The sequence below is a fragment of the Rathayibacter sp. VKM Ac-2928 genome (genome assembly GCF_022815545.1).
GTDB lineage: Bacteria > Actinomycetota > Actinomycetes > Actinomycetales > Microbacteriaceae > Rathayibacter > Rathayibacter festucae.
In genome coordinates, this window is record NZ_JALGRU010000001.1 from 919,739 (window position 1) to 942,364 (window position 22,626).

The window sequence follows — 22,626 nt, forward strand, 5'->3', positions numbered from 1 at the left end:
CGGGTCCGTCTGCCGGGCCGTCGCCTCAGTGGGCGGCGGAGCCCACTGGAGGCAGGACGATGTCGACCGCGAGACCGTGCGGCTCCCGGTTGGAGAGCGCCACGGTCCCGCCGCCGGAGAGCACCGTGGTGTGCACGAGGGCGAGACCCAGGCCGCTGCCGCCGGAGGCGATCGTCCGCGAGTCGTCGGGACGGGAGAAGCGGTCGAAGGCGACCGGGATGAACTCGGCCGGCATGCCCGGGCCGTCGTCGGAGACCGTCAGCAGCAGCCGGCCGTCCTTCTGTGCGAGCGCCGCGACGATCGTCCCGCCGTGGCCGATCGCCTGGATCGCGTTGCGGACGAGGTTGTCGATCACCCGGCCGAAGTCCTGGGTGGCGACGGCGTAGAGCCGAGCGGGCTCGCGCTCGTCGATCTCGTAGTCGATCTCGACGTCCGACTCGGCCGCGAGCAGCCGGGTGCGGTCGACCGCGCCGACCAGCTCGTCGACCAGCTCGGCGAAGGGCGACGCGGGCCGGGCCGACCGGCTCTCGATCCGGGAGATGTCCAGCAGTGCGGAGGCGAGGCGGACCAGGCGGTCGACGCTCTTCTGCGCGTCGAGGATCACGCGGTCGACGGCGACCGGGTCCTCCACGCGGTGGTGCGCGATCTCGAGCTGGGCCGAGAGCGCGGCGAGCGGCGTCCGCAGCTCGTGGCTGGCGTCCGAGACCATCTGCTTCTCCCGCGCCAGGGAGGCCGTCTGCTTGGCGAGGAACGCGTTGAGCGTCTCGGCGAGCTCGTCGATCTCGTCGCGGGTGCCGACGACCGGCAGCTGATCGCCGGGAGTGGGGTCGGCGGCGATCTGGTCGGCGCGCGCGCGCATCCGGCGCACCGGCGCCAGAGCCGCTCCGGTGAGGATCCAGGAGGCGAGCCCGAAGGTGACGACGAGGAAGATCGCCGCGTAGACCAGCACGTGCGCGAAGTCGTCGAGCACCAGCTGCGACGCGGCCTGGTCGCGGGCGGTGGCGACGCTCCAGGTGCCGTCCTCGCCCTCCACCGCGGTGATGCGCACCAGGTAGCGCGTGGTGGCGGTGGCGACCTCGGTGTAGCGCGGCACCGCGTCGGCCGCGCGGTCGCGCAGCTCCGCCTGCACCGAGCGGCGCACCTCGGTCGGCATGGTGGTCGCGTCGATCCCGCCGTCCGGGGTGATCGCGAGGTAGAGCTGCCCCGTGGAGGAGTCCCGGACCCGGGGGACGTCGCCTGCCGCGATGTCGCGCCGGATCTCGTCCTCGATCGAGACGAGGATCGTCCGCTCGCTGCGCTCGACGATGCCGGTGACGACCTGGTAGAAGAGCATCGCCGCGAGGGCGAAGAGCACGGTCGCGACGGCGACGGAGCCGACGGTGATCCTGGCGCGGATCGACAGGGCTCCCGAGCGCCGCCTCGCGGCACGCGCCGCGGCGAGTGGGCTCGGGGCGGCCATGCGGCTACTCGACCGGGCGGAGGAAGTAGCCCTTGCCGCGCACCGTGACGATGCTGACCCCGGTGTCCTCGGCGGGCAGCTTCTTGCGCAGGTAGCTGACGTACTGGTCGACGATGTTGTTGTCGACGATCTCGCCACCGCCCCAGATCTCGGAGAGGATGCGCTGGCGGGTGACGACCGAGCCGACCGGCGAGATCAGCAGCTTCAGCAGCTCGAGCTCCTTCGGGCTGACGTGGATGCGCGTGTTGTCCGCGGTGCGGCGGATGCTCGACCCGTCCACCGTGATGCGGCCGACCTCGATGGAGGTGGACATCAGCGAGGGGCTCCGCCGCAGCAGCGCCCGCAGCCGCGCGTTCAGCTCGGTGAACGCGAACGGCTTCGTCAGGTAGTCGTCGGCGCCGGCGTCCAGGCCGAAGACGCGGTCCTCGACGGAGTCGCGCGCCGTGAGCAGCAGGATCGGCGTGGAGCGGCCCAGCTCGCGGATGCGCCGGCAGATCTCGAAGCCCGACATCGCGGGGAGCATCACGTCGACGATGGCGGCCGAGAACTCGGCGTTGCTGAACGCGACGAGCGCGTCGATGCCGTTCGTCGTCAGCTCCGCCTCGTAGCCGGCGTCTTCTAGGCCGCCCACGAGTGCTTCGCCCATGGCTGGATCGTCTTCGACGACAAGGATCTTCACGGGCTCACCCTACGACGCCGCTCTCAGGAACGCGGTGTGCGCCGAGCGCGTTTCGGCGGCGCGGGTGGCGGTCGCGCACTGTCCCCGGTGCGGGGCTCCGAGCTTCGAGGAAGGGACGGCGTGTTGCAACACGGGCCAATTCGACACGTTCACGAGGTGAAATTTCCGGTTTCCCTGCCGTCCCGAACCAATCCGGGCCCGGCGGGGGTACGAATAGGACACGACGTCTCCCGGCGAGCGTCCGCGCACCCGAAGCGCGGTCCGGCTTCCCCTCGGCAGCTCGCGACGTCACCGAAAAGGTGGTTCTCGTGACCCCGAAACACCTCGCCGAACGACTCCGCTCGCTGATACCCGGACTGCGCCCGCCTCTCCTCTGCGCAGCGTGCGGTCTCGCGCCACGGCGCCTGTTCGACCCCTACTGCTCAACTCGCTGCGCTCACGACGACGACTGAAGGCCCCGTCGACCCGCCCGCCTGTCACCAGTCAGGGGTGCACTTCATGACACACCCCTCCTCGCGGACCGCGCTCCCGATAACCTCGGCGAACTCAGTGGGGGGATTCCAGGTGGTCGAGCAATCGAAAAGTCGGGAAGAGATGAAGCCGCAGCGATTCAAGTCACTGGACGGTCTGCGCGGGGTCGCAGCCCTCGTCGTTGTGATTCATCACTGCCTCCTCGTGGTACCTGCGCTGGCCTCGGGCGATCCGGGCGAGCACTCTCTCGTCGTCGATCTCCTCAAGTTCACGCCTCTGCACGTCGCGTGGATCGGCACCGAAGCAGTGTGGCTGTTCTTCATCTTGAGCGGTTTCGTTTTGACGCTCCCCTTCGTGTCAGGCCGGGGCTTCGATGCTGTGGCCTACTATCCGCGCCGACTGATCCGCATCTACCTACCGGCTTGGGCGGCGCTCGCGATAGCCGCCGTCCTCACGCTGGTCGTGGTGCGGCCCGACGCCTCGGCTGGCGCATGGATGGATCGGCACAACAACCAGCCGTTCGGGGAGACACTGATCGACGCGGCGCTCGTCTTCGGCGGCTCGACGCTGAATACACCGCTCTGGTCACTGCAGTGGGAAGTTCTTTACTCACTACTTCTCCCTTTTGCGCTGGTCGCCTTCGGGCGGCCGACCCGTTGGTGGCCGGCGCTCGCCAGCGCGTTGCTGGCCGTCATCGTCCTTGGTGCGCTGCTCGATCTGCGCGCGGTTTTCCTCCTGCCGATGTTCTTCCTGGGCAGCGTGCTGGCCGCTAACTGGGCTCGGATCGATGCCGTCGTGCAGCGGTTACTGAGCTGGGGTCTGACGGACCTCCTCGGCTGGTCGCTGTTAGTTGTCGCGTTGCTGTTCCTCACTCTCAAGTGGACCCTTCTGCCGCTCGGGCTGCCGTCGATACTCTCTTCAGCTGCCCAGGGCACATCCATCGCGGGCATCCTGATCGTCTTCGTCCTTTCAGTCGTCTGGGCTCCAGCGCGGGCGTTTTTAAGCCGTAGGACGCTGCAATGGCTCGGAAGAATCTCATTCAGTCTGTATCTCGTCCACGAACCGATTGTCGTGACTGTCGGCTCGGCGCTCGGGCCCAATAGGTCACCCCTGACGATCTTTCTGGCCCTACCTTTATCGCTACTCGCGGGCTGGTTATTTCACCAGATCATCGAACGGCCCTCTCATCGCCTCGCCCGTCGGGTCGGGACGTTGGTCGCAAATCGCCACACGCGTGGTGACCGAGCTGGAGCCAGTCGGGAAGTGAGATGAATACTGAAACCGGTGGCCAGGAGTCGGCGCCCACCAACCGCGTAGGGGGGATCATGCCGCTTACGCCGGCCAAAGAGCCGTCCGTCCACGACGCTGCGCGGGCGATCTCCGCCGTACTACAGAACTCGGCGCGACGCGGAATTCCCGCCTCAGCGCGGGCAGCGTGGACAACATGGCTGGTACAGCCAAACTCGACAGTTTCTGGCGCGGCGTACCCCTCCGCTAGCGTCTGGCTCATTCAATCGAGGGGATTATCTTGAGTCGTCCGAGCGCTTTGTCGCAGCTCCGGGGGAGTAAGGCGATGCGGACCGCGGCCATCGTGGCGGCGCTCGCTGTCACCGGAACGGCGGTCGTCTTCCTCTTGCCGGACGATCGCTCGGCCGTTGAGATTCCCCTCGGAGCGACCTTTTCACCGACCGCTGCCGTGCCGCCGGTCGAACCCCCAGATCCGATTGTGCTGCCTTCACGGCCGCGCGTGCTTGTCTTCGGTGACTCTTACACCGCGGGCTACGGCTCCACCGATCCGGCAACCGATGGTTTCGCACGAGTGCTGCCCCGCTATCTCCCGAGCTGGGACTTAGCGGTCGAGGGAGTTGGCTCGACGGGATACCTCAACTCGGGGAACGATGGGCAGGGCACCTTCTTGCAGCGCATCGAGCGCCTGAGCTACGGGGATGAATTTCAGCTCGTCCTTCTTCAAGGTGGCTCGAATGACCAGAACGTGGAAAACGCTGGCCTCGCAGAGGCGGTCGATGTGACGGTGAACGCTCTAAAAGACCGGTTTCCTTCGGCGCAGCTCGTAATGCTCGGCCCGGTCTCGGTCTCGACAAATTCTAATGCCAACAAGCGCTACGTCAACGGCGTTCTTGAGAAGTACGCACGCGATCATCGCATCGCTTTCATCAGCCCGCTGTATGAGCGCTGGTTCCCGACGAAGTCACAGTCCGAGTGGGTCAACATCGAGGTCGGTCATCCGAATACGGCAGGCTACGACCACATGGCTCAGGAGCTGGCGACTGATTTAGGAAAAATCGTCATCGTTCGGTAATCCGATCCCGCGCTTAGGTGGCGCGGAGGTGAGGTGTGGCCGGGAACTTCGTCGGGCTTCTTGATCGAGGCGCAGACGGAACGTATGATCCGGTGAAGACACCTCCCGAGCGACCTGTGGAACCCGAATCCCGCAGCCTCACGGCGGTCGCGGTGTCGTACCCGAAGGCTCACGATGACGACCCTGATCAGCTCCTTCTGGCGCGCCCGACGCTGCGACGCCTGCCATCGTCGCTTGTCGCGGATTGCCGATCCGTACTGCTCCCGGTACTGCGCGAACGACGACGACTGATCCACGTACGTCGCGTGCGAGCGACGCTTTCGGATCCATCCCGGTTCTGCTTCTCGGAGGTGCTTCGATCTCGATGGTGGTCCAGCTCGCGATGCGGCCTCGCGGCTCGATCTAAGGTGAGTCGGACCGCAGTTGACGTTGTTTCGTCCGGTTCGGAGCGCATCAAGTTTTCTCGCCCCTACTCGGTCCTCGCCCGCTCCGTCGGGGCTCTCATCCGACGTCCCGCGAGTACTGCAGGAAGACGAACCCCGCGGCGGAGCCGTACTGCTCCTCCACGTGCGCTCGCCGAGCGCAGAGGTTCGATCTGAACCCCTGACGCCGCCGTCACGCAGAGCGTCGGACGCGCGTCCCGCGCCAGTTCCGCCGTCGGCAGCGACTTGCGTTCGAGGGCTGCCGCCGATACGGCAGCCTGCTGACGTCCCCCGCCTTCATCGCTGCGAGTTCCGCCGCGTCCGGGTGACCGGTCGGAGTGGCAGCGATGACCTACCGAGCCCTCGACTCCGTCCGCGCCTGCGCGGCCCTGCTCGTCCTCGTCGCCCACGTGCGGCAGGCCTTCCTGGTCCCGGCTGCTGAGACGCGGCTCGGCCCCGTCGACAGTGCGCTCTATGCGCTGACGTCCCTCGGTCACGGCGCCGTCATCGTCTTCTTCGTCCTGAGCGGCTTCTTCGTCGGCGGCTCCGTCCTCAGCGCTCTGTCCCGCGATGCCTTCAGCTGGACGAGGTACCTCACCTCCCGCCTGACCCGGCTGTGGCTCGTCCTGATCCCGGCCCTCGTGCTCACGGCCGTCCTCGACGCCGTCGGCGTCGCCTTCCTCGCGGACCGGCCGCTGTACGCGCCGGGCGGTTCCGCGCAGGTGAACGGCGGTGTTCTCGGGGCACTGGGCAACGTGGTCTTCCTCCAGCCGCACCTGGTCCGCCCCTTCGGCACCGACCAGCCGCTCTGGTCGATCGGCTACGAGGCCGGCTACTACCTGCTGTTCCCGTTGCTCCTCGTCGGGCTCACGCGCGGCTCCTGGCGGCGGCGAGTGCTGTGCGCCGCAGCCGGCGTCGTGATCGTCTGCGTTCTCGGGCCGGCGGGAACGGGGCTCTTCCTGGCCTGGCTCGCCGGCACGGCGGTCGCCTGGAAGGGAGCGGCGGCCACGCGGTTCCTCTCCCGACTCGGGCCGAAGGGCACCGCCGCCTCGATCGGTTTGGTACTCCTGCTCGTGATCTCGGCGATGTCGGTCGACCGGCTCGCGAAAGCCGGCCCGGACGATCTCGGCTGGACGACGTGGGCGACGACGATCGCGGCGGCGGCCCTCGTCATCGTGCTGTGCCACTCCGAGGGGACTCCAGGGAAGGGTCTCGACCGTCTGCTCCGCGGCGGCACCTGGGTCTCGGGGTTCTCGTTCTCGCTCTACGCGACGCACGTGCCCGTGCTGATGCTGCTCCACGCGCTGCTGTTCCCGCCGGCGTCGGCCTGGTGGCCGCCGTCCGCGGCGAGCTGGGCAGGTGTCCTCGCCCTCGCGCTCCTCGCCTGCGCCGTGGGCTGGGCATTCGGCGCGCTCACGGAGCGGAGGACCGAGGCCGTGCGCGCCCGGGTGCTCGGCGCCGTCGAGCGTCTCCGGCGACCGCGGCGCACGGCCGTCGGCGAAGGCTGATCAGCCGAGGACCCCGACCTGGTCGAGGCGGCCGTCGGAGAAGGCGAGCGGGAGCGAAGAAGGCCCGGCTCGCGCTGCTTACCGCGTGATTCCGGGCCTTCGAGAGTGGTGCCCCCAGTAGGATTCGAACCTACGCCCCTGCCTCCGGAGGGCAGTGCTCTATCCCCTGAGCTATGGGGGCCAGGAGTGCCTGTCAACATTAGCACCCGGGGTGGGCGCCGCCGGACGCCCTGGCGGGCCGTGCGGTCGTGCCACGATGGGGGCATGCTGCGCACCGTCTCCGCCTCGCTGGGCCTGCGACTGAACGGGCCGACCGACCTGATCTTCCTCCTGGCGGCGACGCCGACAGGAGATGGGTTCGAGGACTCGTTCACCGTCACGCTGGACGGCGAGCCCGTCCCGGTGCGGGAGTTCCCGGCGCGGCACGGCGCGCGGGTGCACCGCGTCGCGGCGAACGCCGGGGCGATGCAGGTGGAGTACCGCGGCCGCGTCTCCGGGCGCGGCGTGCCGGACGAGCCGAGCGAGCTCGAGCTGGTCGAGTACCTGCGGCCGAGCCGCTACGCGGAGACCGACGCGCTCGGCGGCATCGCCCGGCGCGAGTTCGGCCGGGCGCGGGGCTTCGAGGCGCTCGCCGCGGTCGAGGAGTGGGTGCACGCGCACCTCTCCTACGTCTACGGCTCGACGGTCGCGACCGGGGGAGCCGCGCAGGTGATCGAGAGCGGGCAGGGTGTCTGCCGCGACTTCGCGCACACCGTCGTGGGGCTGCTCCGCGCGCTCGACATCCCGGCGCGGGTGACCGCCGTCTACGCTCCCGGCCTCGAGCCGCGCGACTTCCACGCGGTGTCGGAGGCCTGGGTCGACGGGGCCTGGAACGTGGTCGACGCGACCCGGCTCGCTCCGCGCCCGTCGATGCTGCGCATCTCCTCCGGCCGGGACACGGCCGACACGGCCTTCCTCAGCAGCTACCTCACCGACCTGCGGCTCGAGACGATGAACGTCGAGGCGACCTGCGACGAGGTCGTCGAGGACGACCACGTCTCGCCGGTGCGCCTGGGCTGAGCGGCCCCACCGACCGCGGCGGTCAGCCGGCGAGGGCGTCCAGCGCCGCGCGCACGAGCGGCTCCGGGTCGCCCGGCTCGACGAAGGACGCGCTCGACGCCTCGAGCCAGTAGTCGCCGATGAAGGCGTCCGCGATGCCGCGGCTGTCGGCGACCTCGTAGTAGCCCTCGATCTCCGGGGGCCGGCCGTAGGTCGGGACGGCCTCGCTCGTGGTGAAGAACTCGTTCTTGAGGGCCTCGATGACGGCCGGGTCGAGCCGGGCGACCGCGAGCTGGAAGTCGGCGCCCTCGGAGTCGGCCCAGCCGCAGACCAGGCCGTCGTAGCCGGCGATCTCGGCGGAGACCGCGGTCGGCTCCACCGCGTCGCTGGGGGAGAAGCCCGCCCAGAGGCCGGTCAGGGCGGAGGCGGGCACGAGCTGCTCGCACGTGACGGGAATCGGAGTGCCGGTGACCGCGTCGCTCGCGCTCGGCGCCGGATCCGCGGCCGACGCGCAGCCGGCGAGGGCCGCGACGGCGACGATCAGGGCGAGGGAGGCGGGTCGGCGCATGCGCTGCACCCTAGCAATCGCGGCGGGCGGGGCGCCGGGGCGCGGGCGGGTGGGGTGCTGGCGGCGAGGGATCCCGATACGCCGGCTGCGTCGGCTACTCGATCAGCAGAAGGAGAGGGGCTGCTCGATCCGGAGGAAGAAGGCGCGTGGGGACCGGCCGGTAGAATCGTGCCCCGTGACTCCCGAACAGCTCGCCGCCTCCCTGCACGCCCTCGTCCTCGACGCCGTGCAGCGACGAGGGAGCGACGCCGAGGTCGCGCTCGGCGACGTCGTGCTCGAGCGGCCCAAGAACCGCGACCACGGCGACTGGGCCTCGAACATCGCGATGAAGATCGCGAAGAAGGCCGGGGCGAACCCGCGCGAGCTCGCGACCGAGCTCGCCGAGGGCCTCGGCGCGGTCGACGGCGTCGCCTCGGTCGAGGTCGCCGGCCCCGGGTTCCTCAACGTCCGGCTCGACGCCGCCGCCGCCGGCGCGCTCGCAGGCGCGATCGTCGACGCGGGCGAGGCCTACGGCACCGGCTCCGCCTACTCCGGTCTGAAGATGAACCTCGAGTTCGTCTCGGCCAACCCCACCGGCCCGATCCACATCGGCGGGACCCGCTGGGCGGCCGTCGGCGACAGCCTCGCCCGCGTGCTGATCGCGCAGGGCGCCGAGGTGACCCGCGAGTACTACTTCAACGACCACGGCGCGCAGATCGACCGCTTCACCCGAAGCGTCCTGGCCGCCTACCGCGGCGAGCCGACTCCGGAGGACGGCTACGGCGGCGCGTACATCGCCGACATCGCCGATCGCATCGTCGCCGCCTACCCGGGCGACCTCTCGGTCCTGCCCGAGGCCGAGCTGAACGAGACGTTCCGCTCGATCGGCGTCGACCTGATGTTCGGCGAGATCAAGCAGAGCCTGCACGAGTTCGGCGTCGACTTCGACGTCTACTTCCACGAGAACTCGCTGCACGAGTCGCGTGCTGTCGAGCGGGCGATCGAGCGTCTCCGCGAGCTCGGCCACATCTTCGAGGCCGACGGAGCGACCTGGCTGCGCACCACGGACTTCGGCGACGACCGCGACCGCGTCATCATCAAGAGCGACGGCGAGGCGGCCTACATCGCCGGCGACCTCGCCTACTACCTCGACAAGCGCGAGCGCGGCTTCGACCGGGCGATCATCATGCTCGGCGCCGACCACCACGGCTACATCGGCCGGATGATGGCGATGTGCGCGGCCTTCGGCGACACCCCGGGCGTGAACCTCGAGATCCTGATCGGCCAGCTCGTCAACCTGCTCCGCGACGGGCAGGCGGTCCGGATGTCCAAGCGCGCGGGCACCGTCGTGACGATGGAGGACCTGGTCGAGGCCGTGGGCGTCGACGCCGCGCGCTACTCGCTGGTGCGATCGTCGGCCGACTCCTCGCTCGACATCGACCTCGACCTGCTCACCAAGCGCAGCAACGACAACCCCGTCTACTACGTGCAGTACGCGCACGCCCGCACCCGTCAGGTGGCGGCCAAGGCGGAGGCGTCGGGCGTGCCGCGCGAGCCGTTCGCTCCCGAGACGCTGGTGCACCCGAGCGAGTCGGCGCTGCTGGGCGGACTGCAGGAGTTCCCGCGCATCGTCGCCCTCGCCGCCGAGCTGCGCGAGCCGCACCGCGTGGCCCGCTACCTCGAGGAGATCGCCGGTCTGTACCACCGCTGGTACGACAACTGCCGCGTGGTCCCGCAGGGCGACGACCCGATCGAGGCCGTGCACTCGACCCGCCTGCGCCTGAACGACGCGACTGCGCAGGTCCTGCGCAACGGGCTCTCGCTGCTCGGCGTGACCGCTCCGGACCGGATGTGACCGCCGCCGACGCCGGTGCGCCGCGCCGCGGCCGCCGGATCGCGATCGTCGCCGTGATCGTGATCGTGCTGCTGGCGGTGGCCGCCGTCGTCGGCGACGTGCTCGCCCGCCGCGCCGTCGCCGACACCGCGGCGTCGAGCATCCGGGAGGCGCTCTCGCTCCCCGCCGACCACCCCGTCGAGGTCGAGGTCGCCGGCTGGGCGGTGCTGCCGCAGCTGATCGCCGGCTCGCTCGACCGGCTCGACATCCGCAGCGAGGACGTCGCGTTCGGCGACCTGAACGGCGATGTCGACGCGACCCTCGAGGGCGTCCCCGCGAGCGGCGACGGTCCGCTCGCGGCGGGACGCGTGACCGTGGCGCTCGACCCCGACTCGGTCAGCACGCTCGTCGCAGCGCGGAGCCAGGTGCCGATCGACGGCGTGACGCTCGATCCGCCGCTGGTGCGCGTGAACACCTCGGTCGACGTGCTCGGGCTCACCCTCGCCGCGGGCGTCGGCATCGAGCTCGGCGCGGCCGACGGCGCGATCGAGCTGACGCCGTCCGAGGTGACGGCGGGCGGCACCACGATCAGTGCCGCCGACGTCGAGGACCGCTTCGGCGCCGTGGCCGAGGGGCTGCTCGCCGCCCGCTCCGTCTGCATCGCCGACGCCGTGCCGCAGGGGCTCGCGCTCACCGACGTCACCGTGACGGCCGACTCGCTGGACGCCTCCTTCGACCTCTCTCCGACGTTCCTCAGCGACCCGGCGCAGCAGGAGACCGGCGTCTGCTCCTGACCCGGGACGGACGCGCAGCGCCCGACCGGTAGGATCGGAGCCCTGCGCCCGCGTGTCCCGCGGGCCGAACGCCGGCAGTGCGCGCACCGAGAGCACTGCCACCGACAGCACTCTCAAGGATCTTGCTGGCTTCAGGGGTCAATCCGGACTCGCTCGCCACGCAGTGACGCTCCCACTCTCTCCTGTGAGGTCTCACCCGTGGCACACGCCGACGCACCCGTCCGCGCCCCCCGTCATCCCCTCGCTCCGGACTGGCTGCACCGCCCCGAGGACGCGAACGCGCTCGCCGACGGCGTCTGGTCCGGCGGCACGCTCCGCTCGGCGGACGGCGGTCTCGAGATCGCCGGCGTCGCGGCCACCGAGCTGGCCGCCCGCTTCGGCACCCCGCTCTACGTCGTCGACGAGGACGACGCCCGCCGCCGCGCCGTCGCGACGCGCGAGGCCTTCGAGCGCGAGCTCGGCCGGATCGGCACCGGCGTCACCGTCTACTACGCCGGCAAGGCGTTCCTCTCCACCGAGGTCGCGCGCTGGATGCGCGCCGAGGGCCTGAACATCGACACCTGCAGCGGGGGAGAGCTCGCGGTCGCGCTCGCCGCCGGCGTCGAGCCCGAGCACATGGGCCTGCACGGCAACAACAAGTCGCTCGCCGAGATCGACCGGGCGGTCGAGGCCGGCGTCGGCGCGATCGTCCTGGACAGCGTGCTCGAGATCGAGCGGGTCGCCGCGGCGGCCGAGCGCCACGGCCGCGTCCAGTCGGTGCGGCTGCGGGTGAACAGCGGCGTGCACGCGCACACCCACAGCTTCCTGGCCACCGCGCACGAGGACCAGAAGTTCGGCATCACCCTCGAGGACTGCCCGGACGCCGTCGCGCGGATCCGCTCGCACGGGAGCCTGCGCTTCCTCGGCCTGCACTGCCACATCGGCTCGCAGATCTTCGGCTCGGCCGGCTTCGCCGAGTCGGCCTCGCGCCTGCTCGCGGTGCATGCGGGGCTTCTCGCCGACGGCCCGGTCCCGCAGCTCAACCTCGGCGGCGGCTTCGGCATCGCCTACACGAGCGCCGACGACCCGACCCCGATCGGCGAGATCGCCGCGGCGATCGCGGACGCGGTCGGCGAGCAGTGCGCGACCCGCGGGATCCCGGTGCCGCACATCGCCATCGAGCCGGGCCGCTCGCTGATCGGGCCCGCCGGGCTGACCCTCTACGAGGTCGGCACCATCAAGGACGTCGCGGTCGGCACGGACGGCGTGCGCCGCTACGTCAGCGTCGACGGCGGGATGAGCGACAACGCGCGGCCCGCCCTCTACGGCGCGGACTACACGGCGCGAATCGCCAACCGCGTCTCCGACGCCGAGCCCGCCCTCGTGCGCGTGGCCGGGAAGCACTGCGAGTCGGGCGACATCGTCGTCCACGACGACTTCCTCCCCGCCGACGTGCAGCCGGGCGACCTGCTCGCCGTCGCCGCGACCGGCGCCTACTGCTGGTCGCTCTCGAGCAACTACAACCACCTCGGCCGCCCCCCGGTCGTCGCCGTCCGCGACGGAGTCGCGCGCGTCATCGTGCACGGCGAGACCGAGGACGACCTCCTCCGCCGCGATGCCGGCATCGAACGAAAGGCCATCCTCCGATGATCGAGTACCGCAGCCTCCGCGTCGCCCTGCTGGGCGCCGGGTCCGTCGGTGCCCAGGTGGCGCGCCTCCTGCTCGACCACGGCGACGAGCTCGCCCAGCGCGTGGGGGCGCCGCTGGAGCTCGCCGGCGTGGCCGTCCGGGACCTGGACGCACCGCGCACCGCGGACATCCCGAGGGAGTACCTCACCACGGACGCCGAGGCGCTGATCCTCGGCGCCGACATCGTCGTCGAGCTGATCGGCGGCCTGGAGCCGGCGCGCAGCTACATCCTCAAGGCGATCTCCTCGGGCGCCGACGTGATCACCGCCAACAAGGCGCTGCTCGCCGCGCACGGCAACGAGTTGTTCGAGGCCGCCGACCAGGTGGGCGCGCAGCTCAACTACGAGGCCGCGGTGGCCGGGGCGATCCCGATCATCCGCCCGCTGCGCGACAGCCTCGCCGGCGACCGGGTGCACCGGATCCTCGGCATCGTGAACGGCACCACCAACTTCATCCTCGACCGGATGGACACCGAGCACGCCACGCTCGAGGAGGCGCTCGCGCTCGCCACCGAGCTCGGCTACGCCGAGGCCGATCCGACCGCCGACATCGAGGGCTACGACGCCGCGCAGAAGGCGGCGATCCTCGCGCGGCTCGCCTTCCACACCGACGTCCCGGTCTCGCTGGTGCACCGCGAGGGGATCACCGGCGTCACCCAGCAGCAGGTCGAGCAGGCCCGCGCCTCGGGGTACGTGATCAAGCTGCTCGCGATCTGCGAGCGACTCGTCGACGCGAAGACGGGGGAGGAGGGCGTCTCGGCGCGGGTCTACCCCGCGCTCGTGCACCGCACGCACCCGCTCGCCGCCGTGCATGGCGCGAACAACGCCGTCTTCGTCGAGGCGGAGGCCGCCGGCAGCCTGATGTTCTACGGCGCCGGAGCCGGTGGCGTCGAGACCGCCTCGGCCGTGCTCGGCGACGTCGTCTCTGCCGCCCGCCGGCACGTCGTCGGCGGTCCGGGCCTCGTCACCAGCGCCAGCTCCGGGCTCCCGGTGCTGCCGATCGGGCACGTCACCACCCGCTACCAGGTGACGCTCGAGGTGCTCGACCGCCCCGGCGTGCTCGCCCAGATCGCCGGCGTCTTCGCTGAGCACGGGGTCTCCGTCGAGACGCTCGTGCAGACGCCGCCCGTGCTCGACCCCCTCGCCGACACCGGTGCGGAGCGGCGCGAGCCGACCGCTACCCTGGTCATCGGCACGCACGCCGCGGCAGAGTCCGATCTGGCGGCCACCGTCACCGCTCTCCAATCCCACGGGTTCGTCGGCGCCGTGACGTCCGTTCTACGAGTTGAAGGAGCCTGAGATGGCCAAGCAGTGGCGCGGAGTCCTGCACGAGTACGCGGACCGCCTCGATGTCACCGAGGCGACCCCCGTCATCACGCTCGGCGAGGGCGGCACCCCGCTCATCCCGGCGGCGGCTCTCTCGGCCCGCACGGGCGCGAAGGTCTGGGTCAAGTACGAGGGCATGAACCCCACCGGCTCCTTCAAGGACCGCGGCATGACCATGGCGATCTCGAAGGCCGTCGAGCACGGCGCGAAGGCCGTGATCTGCGCCTCGACCGGCAACACCTCCGCCTCGGCCGCGGCCTACGCGACGCACGCCGGCATCACCGCGGCGGTGCTCGTCCCCGAGGGCAAGATCGCGCTCGGCAAGCTCAGCCAGGCGATCGCGCACAACGCGCAGCTGCTGCAGGTCCAGGGCAACTTCGACGACTGCCTCGACATCGCCCGCGACCTCGCGAAGAACTACCCGGTGCACCTGGTCAACTCGGTGAACCCGGACCGCATCGCCGGTCAGAAGACCGCCGCCTTCGAGGTCGTCGAGGTCCTCGGCGACGCGCCGGACTTCCACATCGTCCCGGTCGGCAACGCCGGCAACTACACCGCCTATTTCCGCGGCTACTCCGAGGAGCTCGAGCGCGGCGAGTCGACGAAGCTGCCGCGGATGTTCGGCTTCCAGGCCGAGGGCTCCGCGCCGATCGTGCACGGCGCGGTCGTCCGCCACCCCGAGACCATCGCCAGTGCGATCCGGATCGGCAACCCGGCCTCCTGGGAGCTCGCGCTCAACGCCCGCAGCGTCAGCGACGGCTACTTCGGCGCGATCAGCGACGAGAAGATCCTCGAGGCGTACCGCATCCTCGCGGGCGAGGTCGGCGTCTTCGTCGAGCCCGCCTCCGCGATCAGCGTCGCCGGCCTGCTGGAGCGCGCCGAGGCGGGGGCGATCCCCAAGGACGCCACCGTCGTGCTGACCGTCACCGGCCACGGCCTGAAGGACCCGCAGTGGGCGCTGCGCACCGCGGACGGCGAGGACATCACGCCGACCGTCGTGCCCGTGGACACCGCGGCGATCGCCGACGTGCTGGGGCTGGCCGGCGCATGACCTCGGCGGTTCCCGTCGGCCGCTCCGTGCACGTCAAGGTCCCCGCGACCTCGGCGAACCTCGGCCCCGGGTTCGACACGCTCGGCCTCGCGCTCTCGGCGTACGACGAGCTCGAGGTCACGGCCGTCACGGCGACGGGCGCCCGGGTCTCGGTGCACGGCGTGGGCGAGGGCGAGGTGCCGACCGACGAGACGAACCTCGTCGTCCAGGCCATCGCCTACACCTTCGCCGATCAGCGGCAGGAGATGCCCGGCATCGACGTGACCGCGCGCAACATCATCCCGCACGGCCGCGGGATGGGCTCCTCGGGGGCGGCGATCGTCTCCGGGATCATGGCGGCGAAGGGTCTGCTCGACGGCATCGTCGAGCTCGACTCCGACGACCTGCTCCGGATCGCGACCGAGATGGAGGGGCACCCCGACAACGTCGCGCCGGCGCTCTTCGGCGGTCTCACCATCGCCTGGGTCGAGCCCGGCGCCGAGGGCGGACCGGAGGCGCCGCTGCGGCCGCGCTCCAAGAAGCTGATGGTGCACCGCGGCGTCTCGCCGGTCGTCTTCGTGCCCGAGCACACCATGTCGACGCGGCTGGCGCGCTCGCTGCAGCCGATCAGCGTCCCGCACGAGGACGCCGTCTTCAACGTCTCGCGCTCGTCGCTGCTGATCGCTGCCCTCATCCAGAGCCCCGAGCTGCTGTTCGCGGCGACCGAGGACAAGCTGCACCAGAACTACCGCGCGGCCGCGATGCCGCAGACCTCCGAGCTGATCGCGCTGCTGCGCTCGCACGGCTACGCGGCCGTCGTCTCCGGCGCCGGACCGAGCGTCCTCGTGCTCTGCAGCGACCCCGCGCAGCGCCTCGCCGCCGCGGATCTGGTGGCGAAGCAGGCGCACACGCCGTGGCGGGCGCACATGCTGGCCGTCGACTTCAAGGGTGCTACAGTGGGGATCGCATCCCGAGGAGCCGCGTAACGAGCGGAATCTGTCCGACGGATCGTCCCGATAATCACGGCCATCACATCGTGTGAAGGGCGCCCCTGCTTCTCGTGCAGATCAGCGCCTGGTCGCTCGTGCCCTCTCTGCGCTTCCCGAGGCAGGTCGAGCCGGCGACCGAGAGCATCGCGTGGATCAGAACTCGCGATGGACCCGCACGGCTGATGTGCTCTCCCGGTGAGCGATCGCTCCCGGGGGGAAGGAACCCCTCTCCAGTGACAGATGTCAACACCCGCGGTACCGCCGCGGACACCAACGCCGATCTCATCGGCCTCCGCGTCGCGGAGCTCCAGGCCCTCGCGACGAGCCTCGGCATCGGCGGAGCCTCCAAGCTCCGCAAGGGCGAGCTCGTCTCGGCCATCTCGGACCTCCGCGCCGGTGCGGACTCCGAGGGCGCCGAGCCCGCCGCTCCCGCCGAGGAGCAGGCGCCCGCCGAGTCCTCGGTCGCCGAGCAGTCCTTCGCCGAGCCGGCCGAGGCCGAGCCCGTCGTGGACGGCACGAGCGTCGAGGCCGAGCCCGCCGACGTCGCCGAGCAGAGCGCCCCGGCGCTCGAGACGCCCGTCGAGTCGACCGCACCCGCCGAGAGCACGGAGGCGGACACCGCCGACGTCCTCGAGCAGGCCGCCACCACGGTCGAGGAGCCGGCGCCCGTCGCCGCCGAGGCCGCCCCGGTCGAGCTCGAGCTCCCCGTCGCCGCCGAGCCGGTGGCCGAGCCCGCCGCCGAGCGCGCGCCCCGTCGCCGCGGCTCGCGTCGCGCCTCCAGTGGCACCGTCGCCGCCGGCGAGCACCTGAACGTGCCGGCCGGCAGCGGCGTCGAGTCGCTCATCCCCGAGCTCCCGCCCGTCCTCGAGCAGGCCCCCGACGCCGAGCAGGCGCCGCGTCCGGTCATCGAGATCGAGCTGCCCAACGGGCCGGAGTCGGACGACTCCTCCCGCGAGGGCGGTCAGCGCGAGCGTCGCGGACGCCGTCGCAGCCGCGGCGGCAGCGCCGAGCAGAGCGAGCAGCCCGAGACCACCGACGCCGTCGAGTCCTCCGCGCAGGACGCCGGCGACGAGCCGGACACCGGCGACCGCCAGGACGACCAGCAGAACTCCGGCGAGCAGCAGAACGACGGCGACCAGCAGGGCACCGGCCGCGGCCGCAACCGCCGCAACCGCAACCGCCGCGGCGAGGACCGCCAGGCGAACGACGGCCAGCAGAACGGCCAGGGCGGCAGCGCCCAGAGCAATGGCGGCCAGAGCAACGGCCAGAACGGCAACGGCCAGAACGGCGCCGCGCAGAACGGCAACGGCCAGGCGCCGTCGAACCAGGGCGGCAACCAGGGCAACCAGGGTGGCCAGCCGCAGGGCGGCAACGGGCAGAACGCCCAGGGCTCCTCGCAGAACGGCCAGCAGGCCGACGGCGAGGACGGCCGCCGCAGCCGCTACCGCGACCGCAAGCGCCGCGGGGGAGCGGTCGGCGACGACTTCGAGCCCGAGATCAGCGAGGACGACGTCCTCATCCCGGTCGCCGGCATCCTCGACGTCCTCGACAACTACGCCTTCGTGCGCACCACGGGCTACCTGCCCGGTGTCAGCGACGTCTACGTCTCGCTCGGCCAGGTCAAGAAGTACAACCTGCGCAAGGGCGACGCCGTCGTCGGCGCGATCCGCCAGCCCCGCGAGGGCGAGGGCGGCGGACGCCAGAAGTACAACGCGATCGTCCGCGTCGACTCGATCAACGGCCAGACCGTCGACGAGGCCGCCGCGCGCGTCGAGTTCCACGACCTCACGCCGCTCTACCCGACCGAGCGACTGCGCCTCGAGACGGAGCCGGGCAAGCTGACCCAGCGGATCATCGACCTGGTCGCTCCGATCGGCAAGGGCCAGCGCGGCCTCATCGTCGCGCCGCCCAAGGCCGGCAAGACGATCGTCCTGCAGCAGATCGCGAACGCGATCGTGCAGAACAACCCCGAGGTCCACCTCATGGTCGTGCTCGTCGACGAGCGTCCCGAGGAGGTCACCGACATGCAGCGCACCGTGCGCGGCGAGGTCGTCGCCTCCACGTTCGACCGCCCGGCCGAGGACCACACCACGGTCGCCGAGCTGGCCATCGAGCGCGCCAAGCGCCTCGTCGAGCTGGGCCACGACGTCGTCGTGCTGCTCGACTCGATCACCCGCCTCGGCCGCGCCTACAACGTGACCGCCGCCCCCTCGGGCCGCGTGCTCTCCGGTGGCGTCGACGCGTCGGCGCTGTACCCGCCGAAGAAGTTCTTCGGCGCGGCGCGCAACATCGAGAACGGCGGCTCGCTCACCATCCTCGCGACGGCGCTCATCGAGACCGGCTCGAAGATGGACGAGGTGATCTTCGAGGAGTTCAAGGGCACCGGCAACATGGAGCTCCGTCTCTCGCGCCACCTCGCCGACAAGCGGATCTTCCCCGCCGTCGACGTCAACGCGTCGGGCACCCGCCGCGAGGAGATGCTCCTCAGCTCGGACGAGGTCAAGATCACCTGGAAGCTGCGCCGCGCCCTCGCCGGGCTCGACCAGCAGCAGGCGCTCGAGATCATCCTGTCCCGCCTGAAGGAGACGTCCTCGAACGTCGAGTTCCTGATGCAGGTCTCGAAGTCCGCCGTCGGCCCGACCACCGCGAACCACGGCAGCGGCCACCACTAGCTGCCCCGACGTCCGCGGTCGCCCCTCCGGGGGCGGCCGCGGACGTTTTCGCGTCCGTCGGCAGCTTCGGTGCGGCTCCCCTGCCGAGCGGGCCGCGCAGCGGGCCGCATGCGCATGAGCAGTCCGCGCAGCGGGCCGCCCTGTGGGTCGGTCAGTCCGCGCACCGGGCCGTCCATGCTGGTCGAGTAGCCCGCACAGCGGGCGTATCGAGACCCACCCCGCTGAGCACGTCGGTCTCGATACGGCGCCTGCGGCACCTACTCGACCAGCAAGTCCTGCCCACCCGCCTCCTACGACACCCGGAAACCAGGAACCCCATGTTCGAATCCGTCAGCGTCCTCCTCGCCGAGCACGAGGACCTCCAGACGCAGCTGTCCGACCCCGCCCTGCACGCGGACGCCGCGCGCGCGAAGAAGGTCAACCGCCGCTACGCCGAGCTGAACCAGATCAAGTCGGCGCACGCCGCGTGGATCCAGGCCGGCGAGGACCTCGAGGCCGCGCGCGAGCTCGCCCGCGAGGACGACGCCTTCGCCGAGGAGGTGCCGGAGCTGGAGGAGTCCCTCCGCGTCGCGCAGGAGAAGCTGCGCCGCCTGCTCATCCCGCGCGACCCCGACGACGGCCGCGACGTGATCATGGAGATCAAGGGCGGCGAGGGCGGCGCCGAGAGCGCGCTGTTCGCGGCGGACCTGCTCCGCATGTACCTGCACTACGCCGAGGCGAAGGGCTGGAAGACCGAGATCCTCGACCGCGATGAGTCCGACCTCGGCGGCTACAAGAACGTCCAGGTCGCCATCAAGAGCAACGCGACCGACCCGTCGCAGGGCGTCTGGGCGCACCTGAAGTACGAGGGCGGTGTGCACCGCGTGCAGCGCGTCCCCGTGACGGAGTCGCAGGGCCGCATCCACACCTCGACGACCGGCGTGCTGGTCTTCCCCGAGGTGGACGCCCCGGAGGAGGTCGCGATCAACCAGAACGACCTCAAGATCGACGTCTACCGCTCCTCGGGCCCCGGCGGCCAGTCGGTGAACACGACCGACTCCGCGGTGCGGATCACCCACCTCCCGACCGGCATCGTCGTCTCGATGCAGAACGAGAAGAGCCAGCTGCAGAACCGCGAGGCCGGCATGCGCGTCCTGCGCGCCCGCATCCTCGCCCGCCAGCAGGAGGAGATCGCCGCCGCCGCCTCGGACGCGCGCAAGACCCAGATCCGGACGATGGACCGCTCCGAGCGGATCCGCACCTACAACTTCCCCGAGAACCGCATCGCGGACCACCGCACCGGCTACAAGGCCTACAACCTCGACGGCGTGATGAACGGAGCGCTCGACCCCGTGGTCGAGAGCGCGATCCAGTTCGATGAGGAGGCCCGCCTGGCCGACATCGGCTCCGACGAGTCGTGAGCGCGGTGACGATGGACCTCGACGCGCGTGCGCTCCTCGCGGACGCCGCCGCCCGCCTGACTGCGGCGCGCGTGCCCACCCCGGACGTCGACGCCGAGTTGCTGCTCGGCCACCTGCTCGGCCTCGGCCGCGGGTCGCTCCAGGCGCGGCTGATCACCGGTCTCTCGCTCGACGAGACGACCCGCGACGCCTACGATCACGCGATCGAGCGCCGGGCCTCGCGGGAGCCGCTCCAGCACATCACCGGCGTCGCGCCGTTCCGCTCGCTCGAGCTCGCGGTCGGTCCCGGCGTCTTCGTGCCGCGTCCCGAGACGGAGGGAGTGGCGCAGCTCGCCATCGACGCCCTCCGCGCCGGCGCGGACGAGTCGCCGATCGCCGTCGACCTCGGCACCGGCAGCGGAGCGCTGGCGCTCGCACTCGCGCACGAGGTCCCGCACGCGCGGGTGATCGGCGTCGAGAACTCCGTCGACGCCTTCCTCTGGGCGCGCGGCAACCGCGACCGCCTGGGCCTGGAGAACGCCCGCATCGTCTTCGTCGACCTCGCGGACGCGCTGCCCGAGCTCGACGGCACGGTCTCCGTCGTCGTCTCCAACCCGCCGTACATCCCGTCGGCCGCCATCCCGCGCGACATCGAGGTGCAGCGCTACGACCCGCCGGCCGCGCTCTACGGCGGCGAGGACGGGCTCGACGTGGTGCGCTCGCTCTCGAGGACAGCGCTCCGGCTGCTCCGGGCCGGGGGAGTGCTCGTGATCGAGCACGGCGAGCTGCAGGGGGCGGAGATCCGCGCGCTGCTGACGGCTGACGGCTGGCGCGGGGCGACGACGCAGCGGGATCTGACCGGGCGCGATCGGTCGACGGTGGCGGTGCGCTGAGGCAGAAGGGGCCCCGTACCTTCCGGTCCGTGGGCGTTGTAAGGCCGTCACACCGCGTGATCCTCTCCGTCAGCGGCGGGAGCGGCGGACCTCGGTGATCAGCTGCGCGACCGCCCGTGACGCGGCCGGCGCCCCCCGGAGGAGGCGCTGGAGCCGTACCCGCGTGCGCCCTGCCGCTGTGTCCGTCGTCGAGGGGCGCATGCGCAGCAGATCTGCGCGTTGAGGCCAGACCGCGTGGCGGATCGTGACGATTCGGCGCCACCCTCGCTGCCGCCGGATGATGCTGGTCCACATGTAGCCGGTGCTCGCTCCTGCCGCCACGCGCCGGGTCCACTCCATCAGTGCGGCGGCCTCCGCCGGGTCCGCGACGGGAGGCGCCGGTGTCGCCGAGATCGCGTCGAGCGCGCGGAGCACCTCGGCGAGCGTGTGCTCGGCCCCCGTACGGCGGGCGAGCGCTGCCAGATCGGCGCGCTCCTCAGCGTCGAGTGCGGCGTGCTCGAGGAGGTACGCCAGTTCGCGTGCGTGCCGGGCGTTGTCCGAGCGGCTCCTGAGCGCGTGCAGGCCCAGGACGAGCAAACTCCCGGCCCGGTCGGGGATGCTGCAGTCGCGCCCGCCGGCGGGCATCGTCACCCGTCGGCGCCACAGCTCGTCGAAGACGACGTCGCCCGGCGCGATGAAGCCGGGGAAGAAGCGGTGGACGTCGATGTCGCAGGGCCAGCGGGGATGGATGAGGGTGCGCGAGTGCTCGGTGTAGCGCGCACCGGCGAAGGTGCTGCGGCGTTGACTCCAGCCGTTCGCTTCGAGGAGGGCGCAGAACGACTCGAAGGCCGCCGGGTCGACCATGACGTCGACGTCGGAGGAGACGTGCCCGTCCCGCAGCCCGAGGAACTGCAGCCCCGGCCCCTTGATGAAGAGGGCGCGCTGCGAGTGCTCCTCCGCGACCCAGGAGAGCCAGCCGTGCAGCAGGAGGACGGCGCTGGGCAGGTCGAGACTTCGAGCGCCGGTCATTCTCCGTCACCTGCACTCTGATCCGCGGCGAGGACGAGACCGCGATCGCGGAGGGAGAGAACGAATTCCTCGACCGGGAGGGCTATCTCGGAGACGTCTGTCGAATAGAGTGCTGCCATCTTCTCGATGAGCGCCGCTAGTGTGATCCCCTGAGAGGAGGCACAGATCTCGTCCCAGATGTCCAGTCCCGAGCCGGAGATCTCCACGGCATCCTCGAGCGGTTCGCGAAGTGGCACGAGAAAAGACCTTTCGGCTCTTTCGACGCTCACCGCGGCTAAAGCTGTCCACTTACCATTCACGGAGAACTCGGTCTTCCCTTCACCCCTCGAAGGAGCCGATACGGATGAGAGCGGCCATCGACCGGCGAAGCTCTCGCGCGGGCCTCGGACGGCGGGCGGGGAGAGCGGCGGCGGTGCTCGACCCCGAACTTAGCAGGATCACGCGGCTTGACCACCTGTCGGGGGGTGCCGAAGAAATGCAGACGGCTCCGTTCGGCCGGGCGACGATCCCTCCATTTGAGCGCCTCCGAACGGGGGACACGAACTGAGAGAATATCACTTCACAGCGCCGTAAGGGCCTTCTCCGGAAGG

The 22,626-nt window shown here is 71.0% G+C and carries 18 protein-coding genes and 1 tRNA gene; 13 read left to right on the forward strand and 6 right to left on the reverse strand.

What is annotated here, in order from left to right:
- Nucleotides 1-25: 25 nt before the first annotated feature.
- Together MT350_RS04355 and MT350_RS20370 are read right to left on the reverse strand one after the other, a co-directional pair.
- On the reverse strand, nt 26-1,459 hold the full coding sequence (locus MT350_RS04355; RefSeq protein WP_243615442.1) for a cell wall metabolism sensor histidine kinase WalK: 1,434 nt from the start codon (nt 1,457-1,459) through the stop codon (nt 26-28).
- Nucleotides 1,460-1,463: 4 nt separating this feature from the next.
- Nucleotides 1,464-2,138, reverse strand: a complete 675-nt coding sequence (locus MT350_RS20370) for a response regulator transcription factor (protein WP_260300519.1) — start codon at nt 2,136-2,138, stop codon at nt 1,464-1,466.
- A 564-nt stretch (nt 2,139-2,702) separates the two neighbouring features.
- Between MT350_RS20370 and MT350_RS04365 the strand changes: the two genes are divergently transcribed.
- The 3 genes from MT350_RS04365 to MT350_RS04375 all read left to right on the forward strand — a co-directional run bounded on the left by MT350_RS04365 (nt 2,703) and on the right by MT350_RS04375 (nt 6,859).
- Complete coding sequence (locus MT350_RS04365; protein ID WP_243615443.1) at nt 2,703-3,881, forward strand: acyltransferase; 1,179 nt, start codon at nt 2,703-2,705, stop codon at nt 3,879-3,881.
- A gap of 301 nt (nt 3,882-4,182) precedes the next feature.
- Nucleotides 4,183-4,929, forward strand: coding sequence for an SGNH/GDSL hydrolase family protein (locus MT350_RS04370; RefSeq protein WP_243615444.1), 747 nt, complete (start codon nt 4,183-4,185; stop codon nt 4,927-4,929).
- Nucleotides 4,930-5,698: 769 nt separating this feature from the next.
- On the forward strand, nt 5,699-6,859 hold the full coding sequence (locus tag MT350_RS04375) for an acyltransferase (protein WP_243615445.1): 1,161 nt from the start codon (nt 5,699-5,701) through the stop codon (nt 6,857-6,859).
- A gap of 106 nt (nt 6,860-6,965) precedes the next feature.
- On the opposite strand, the gene MT350_RS04380 is transcribed toward MT350_RS04375, so the two are convergent.
- Nucleotides 6,966-7,040: transfer RNA gene (locus tag MT350_RS04380), tRNA-Arg, on the reverse strand.
- A gap of 83 nt (nt 7,041-7,123) precedes the next feature.
- On the opposite strand from MT350_RS04380, the gene MT350_RS04385 reads away from it, so the two are divergent.
- Nucleotides 7,124-7,918, forward strand: coding sequence for a transglutaminase family protein (locus tag MT350_RS04385; RefSeq protein ID WP_243615446.1), 795 nt, complete (start codon nt 7,124-7,126; stop codon nt 7,916-7,918).
- A gap of 22 nt (nt 7,919-7,940) precedes the next feature.
- Here MT350_RS04385 and MT350_RS04390 read toward each other — a convergent pair whose 3' ends face one another.
- A complete protein-coding gene (locus MT350_RS04390; protein ID WP_243615447.1) occupies nt 7,941-8,465 on the reverse strand; it encodes a hypothetical protein in 525 nt (174 codons plus the stop codon).
- 175 nt (nt 8,466-8,640) lie between these two features.
- Here MT350_RS04390 and argS point away from each other — a divergent pair, with 175 nt between their 5' ends.
- The 9 genes from argS to prmC all read left to right on the forward strand — a co-directional run bounded on the left by argS (nt 8,641) and on the right by prmC (nt 21,028).
- The gene (gene argS, locus MT350_RS04395) at nt 8,641-10,299 is read left to right on the forward strand and encodes an arginine--tRNA ligase (protein ID WP_243615448.1); all 1,659 of its coding nucleotides are present in this window, start codon (nt 8,641-8,643) and stop codon (nt 10,297-10,299) included.
- A complete protein-coding gene (locus MT350_RS04400; RefSeq protein WP_243615449.1) occupies nt 10,296-11,072 on the forward strand; it encodes a DUF2993 domain-containing protein in 777 nt (258 codons plus the stop codon). The genes argS and MT350_RS04400 overlap by 4 nt, the downstream gene beginning before the upstream one ends.
- Nucleotides 11,073-11,270: 198 nt before the next feature.
- Nucleotides 11,271-12,701, forward strand: coding sequence for a diaminopimelate decarboxylase (gene lysA, locus MT350_RS04405; protein ID WP_243615450.1), 1,431 nt, complete (start codon nt 11,271-11,273; stop codon nt 12,699-12,701).
- Nucleotides 12,698-14,038 (forward strand): homoserine dehydrogenase, encoded by a 1,341-nt coding sequence (locus tag MT350_RS04410; RefSeq protein WP_123445472.1) that lies wholly within the window; start codon nt 12,698-12,700, stop codon nt 14,036-14,038. Before lysA ends, MT350_RS04410 begins: the two co-directional genes overlap by 4 nt.
- A 1-nt stretch (nt 14,039) precedes the next feature.
- Entirely contained in the window at nt 14,040-15,116 is a 1,077-nt protein-coding gene (gene thrC / locus MT350_RS04415; protein WP_123702854.1) for a threonine synthase, read from the forward strand.
- The gene (gene thrB, locus MT350_RS04420) at nt 15,113-16,081 is read left to right on the forward strand and encodes a homoserine kinase (RefSeq protein ID WP_243582700.1); all 969 of its coding nucleotides are present in this window, start codon (nt 15,113-15,115) and stop codon (nt 16,079-16,081) included. The genes thrC and thrB overlap by 4 nt, the downstream gene beginning before the upstream one ends.
- Before the next feature lie 236 nt (nt 16,082-16,317).
- Entirely contained in the window at nt 16,318-18,756 is a 2,439-nt protein-coding gene (gene rho, locus MT350_RS04425; RefSeq protein ID WP_243615451.1) for a transcription termination factor Rho, read from the forward strand.
- Between the two features lie 317 nt (nt 18,757-19,073).
- Nucleotides 19,074-20,156: a peptide chain release factor 1 gene (prfA, locus tag MT350_RS04430; RefSeq protein WP_123445476.1), complete on the forward strand. Its 1,083-nt coding sequence runs from the start codon at nt 19,074-19,076 to the stop codon at nt 20,154-20,156.
- An 11-nt stretch (nt 20,157-20,167) separates the two neighbouring features.
- Nucleotides 20,168-21,028, forward strand: a complete 861-nt coding sequence (prmC, locus tag MT350_RS04435) for a peptide chain release factor N(5)-glutamine methyltransferase (protein ID WP_243615637.1) — start codon at nt 20,168-20,170, stop codon at nt 21,026-21,028.
- 69 nt (nt 21,029-21,097) lie between these two features.
- Here prmC and MT350_RS04440 read toward each other — a convergent pair whose 3' ends face one another.
- Together MT350_RS04440 and MT350_RS04445 are read right to left on the reverse strand one after the other, a co-directional pair.
- The gene (locus tag MT350_RS04440) at nt 21,098-22,036 is read right to left on the reverse strand and encodes a nucleotidyltransferase family protein (RefSeq protein ID WP_243615452.1); all 939 of its coding nucleotides are present in this window, start codon (nt 22,034-22,036) and stop codon (nt 21,098-21,100) included.
- Nucleotides 22,033-22,335 (reverse strand): PqqD family protein, encoded by a 303-nt coding sequence (locus tag MT350_RS04445; protein ID WP_243615453.1) that lies wholly within the window; start codon nt 22,333-22,335, stop codon nt 22,033-22,035. Before MT350_RS04445 ends, MT350_RS04440 begins: the two co-directional genes overlap by 4 nt.
- Between the last annotated feature and the right edge of the window lie 291 nt (nt 22,336-22,626).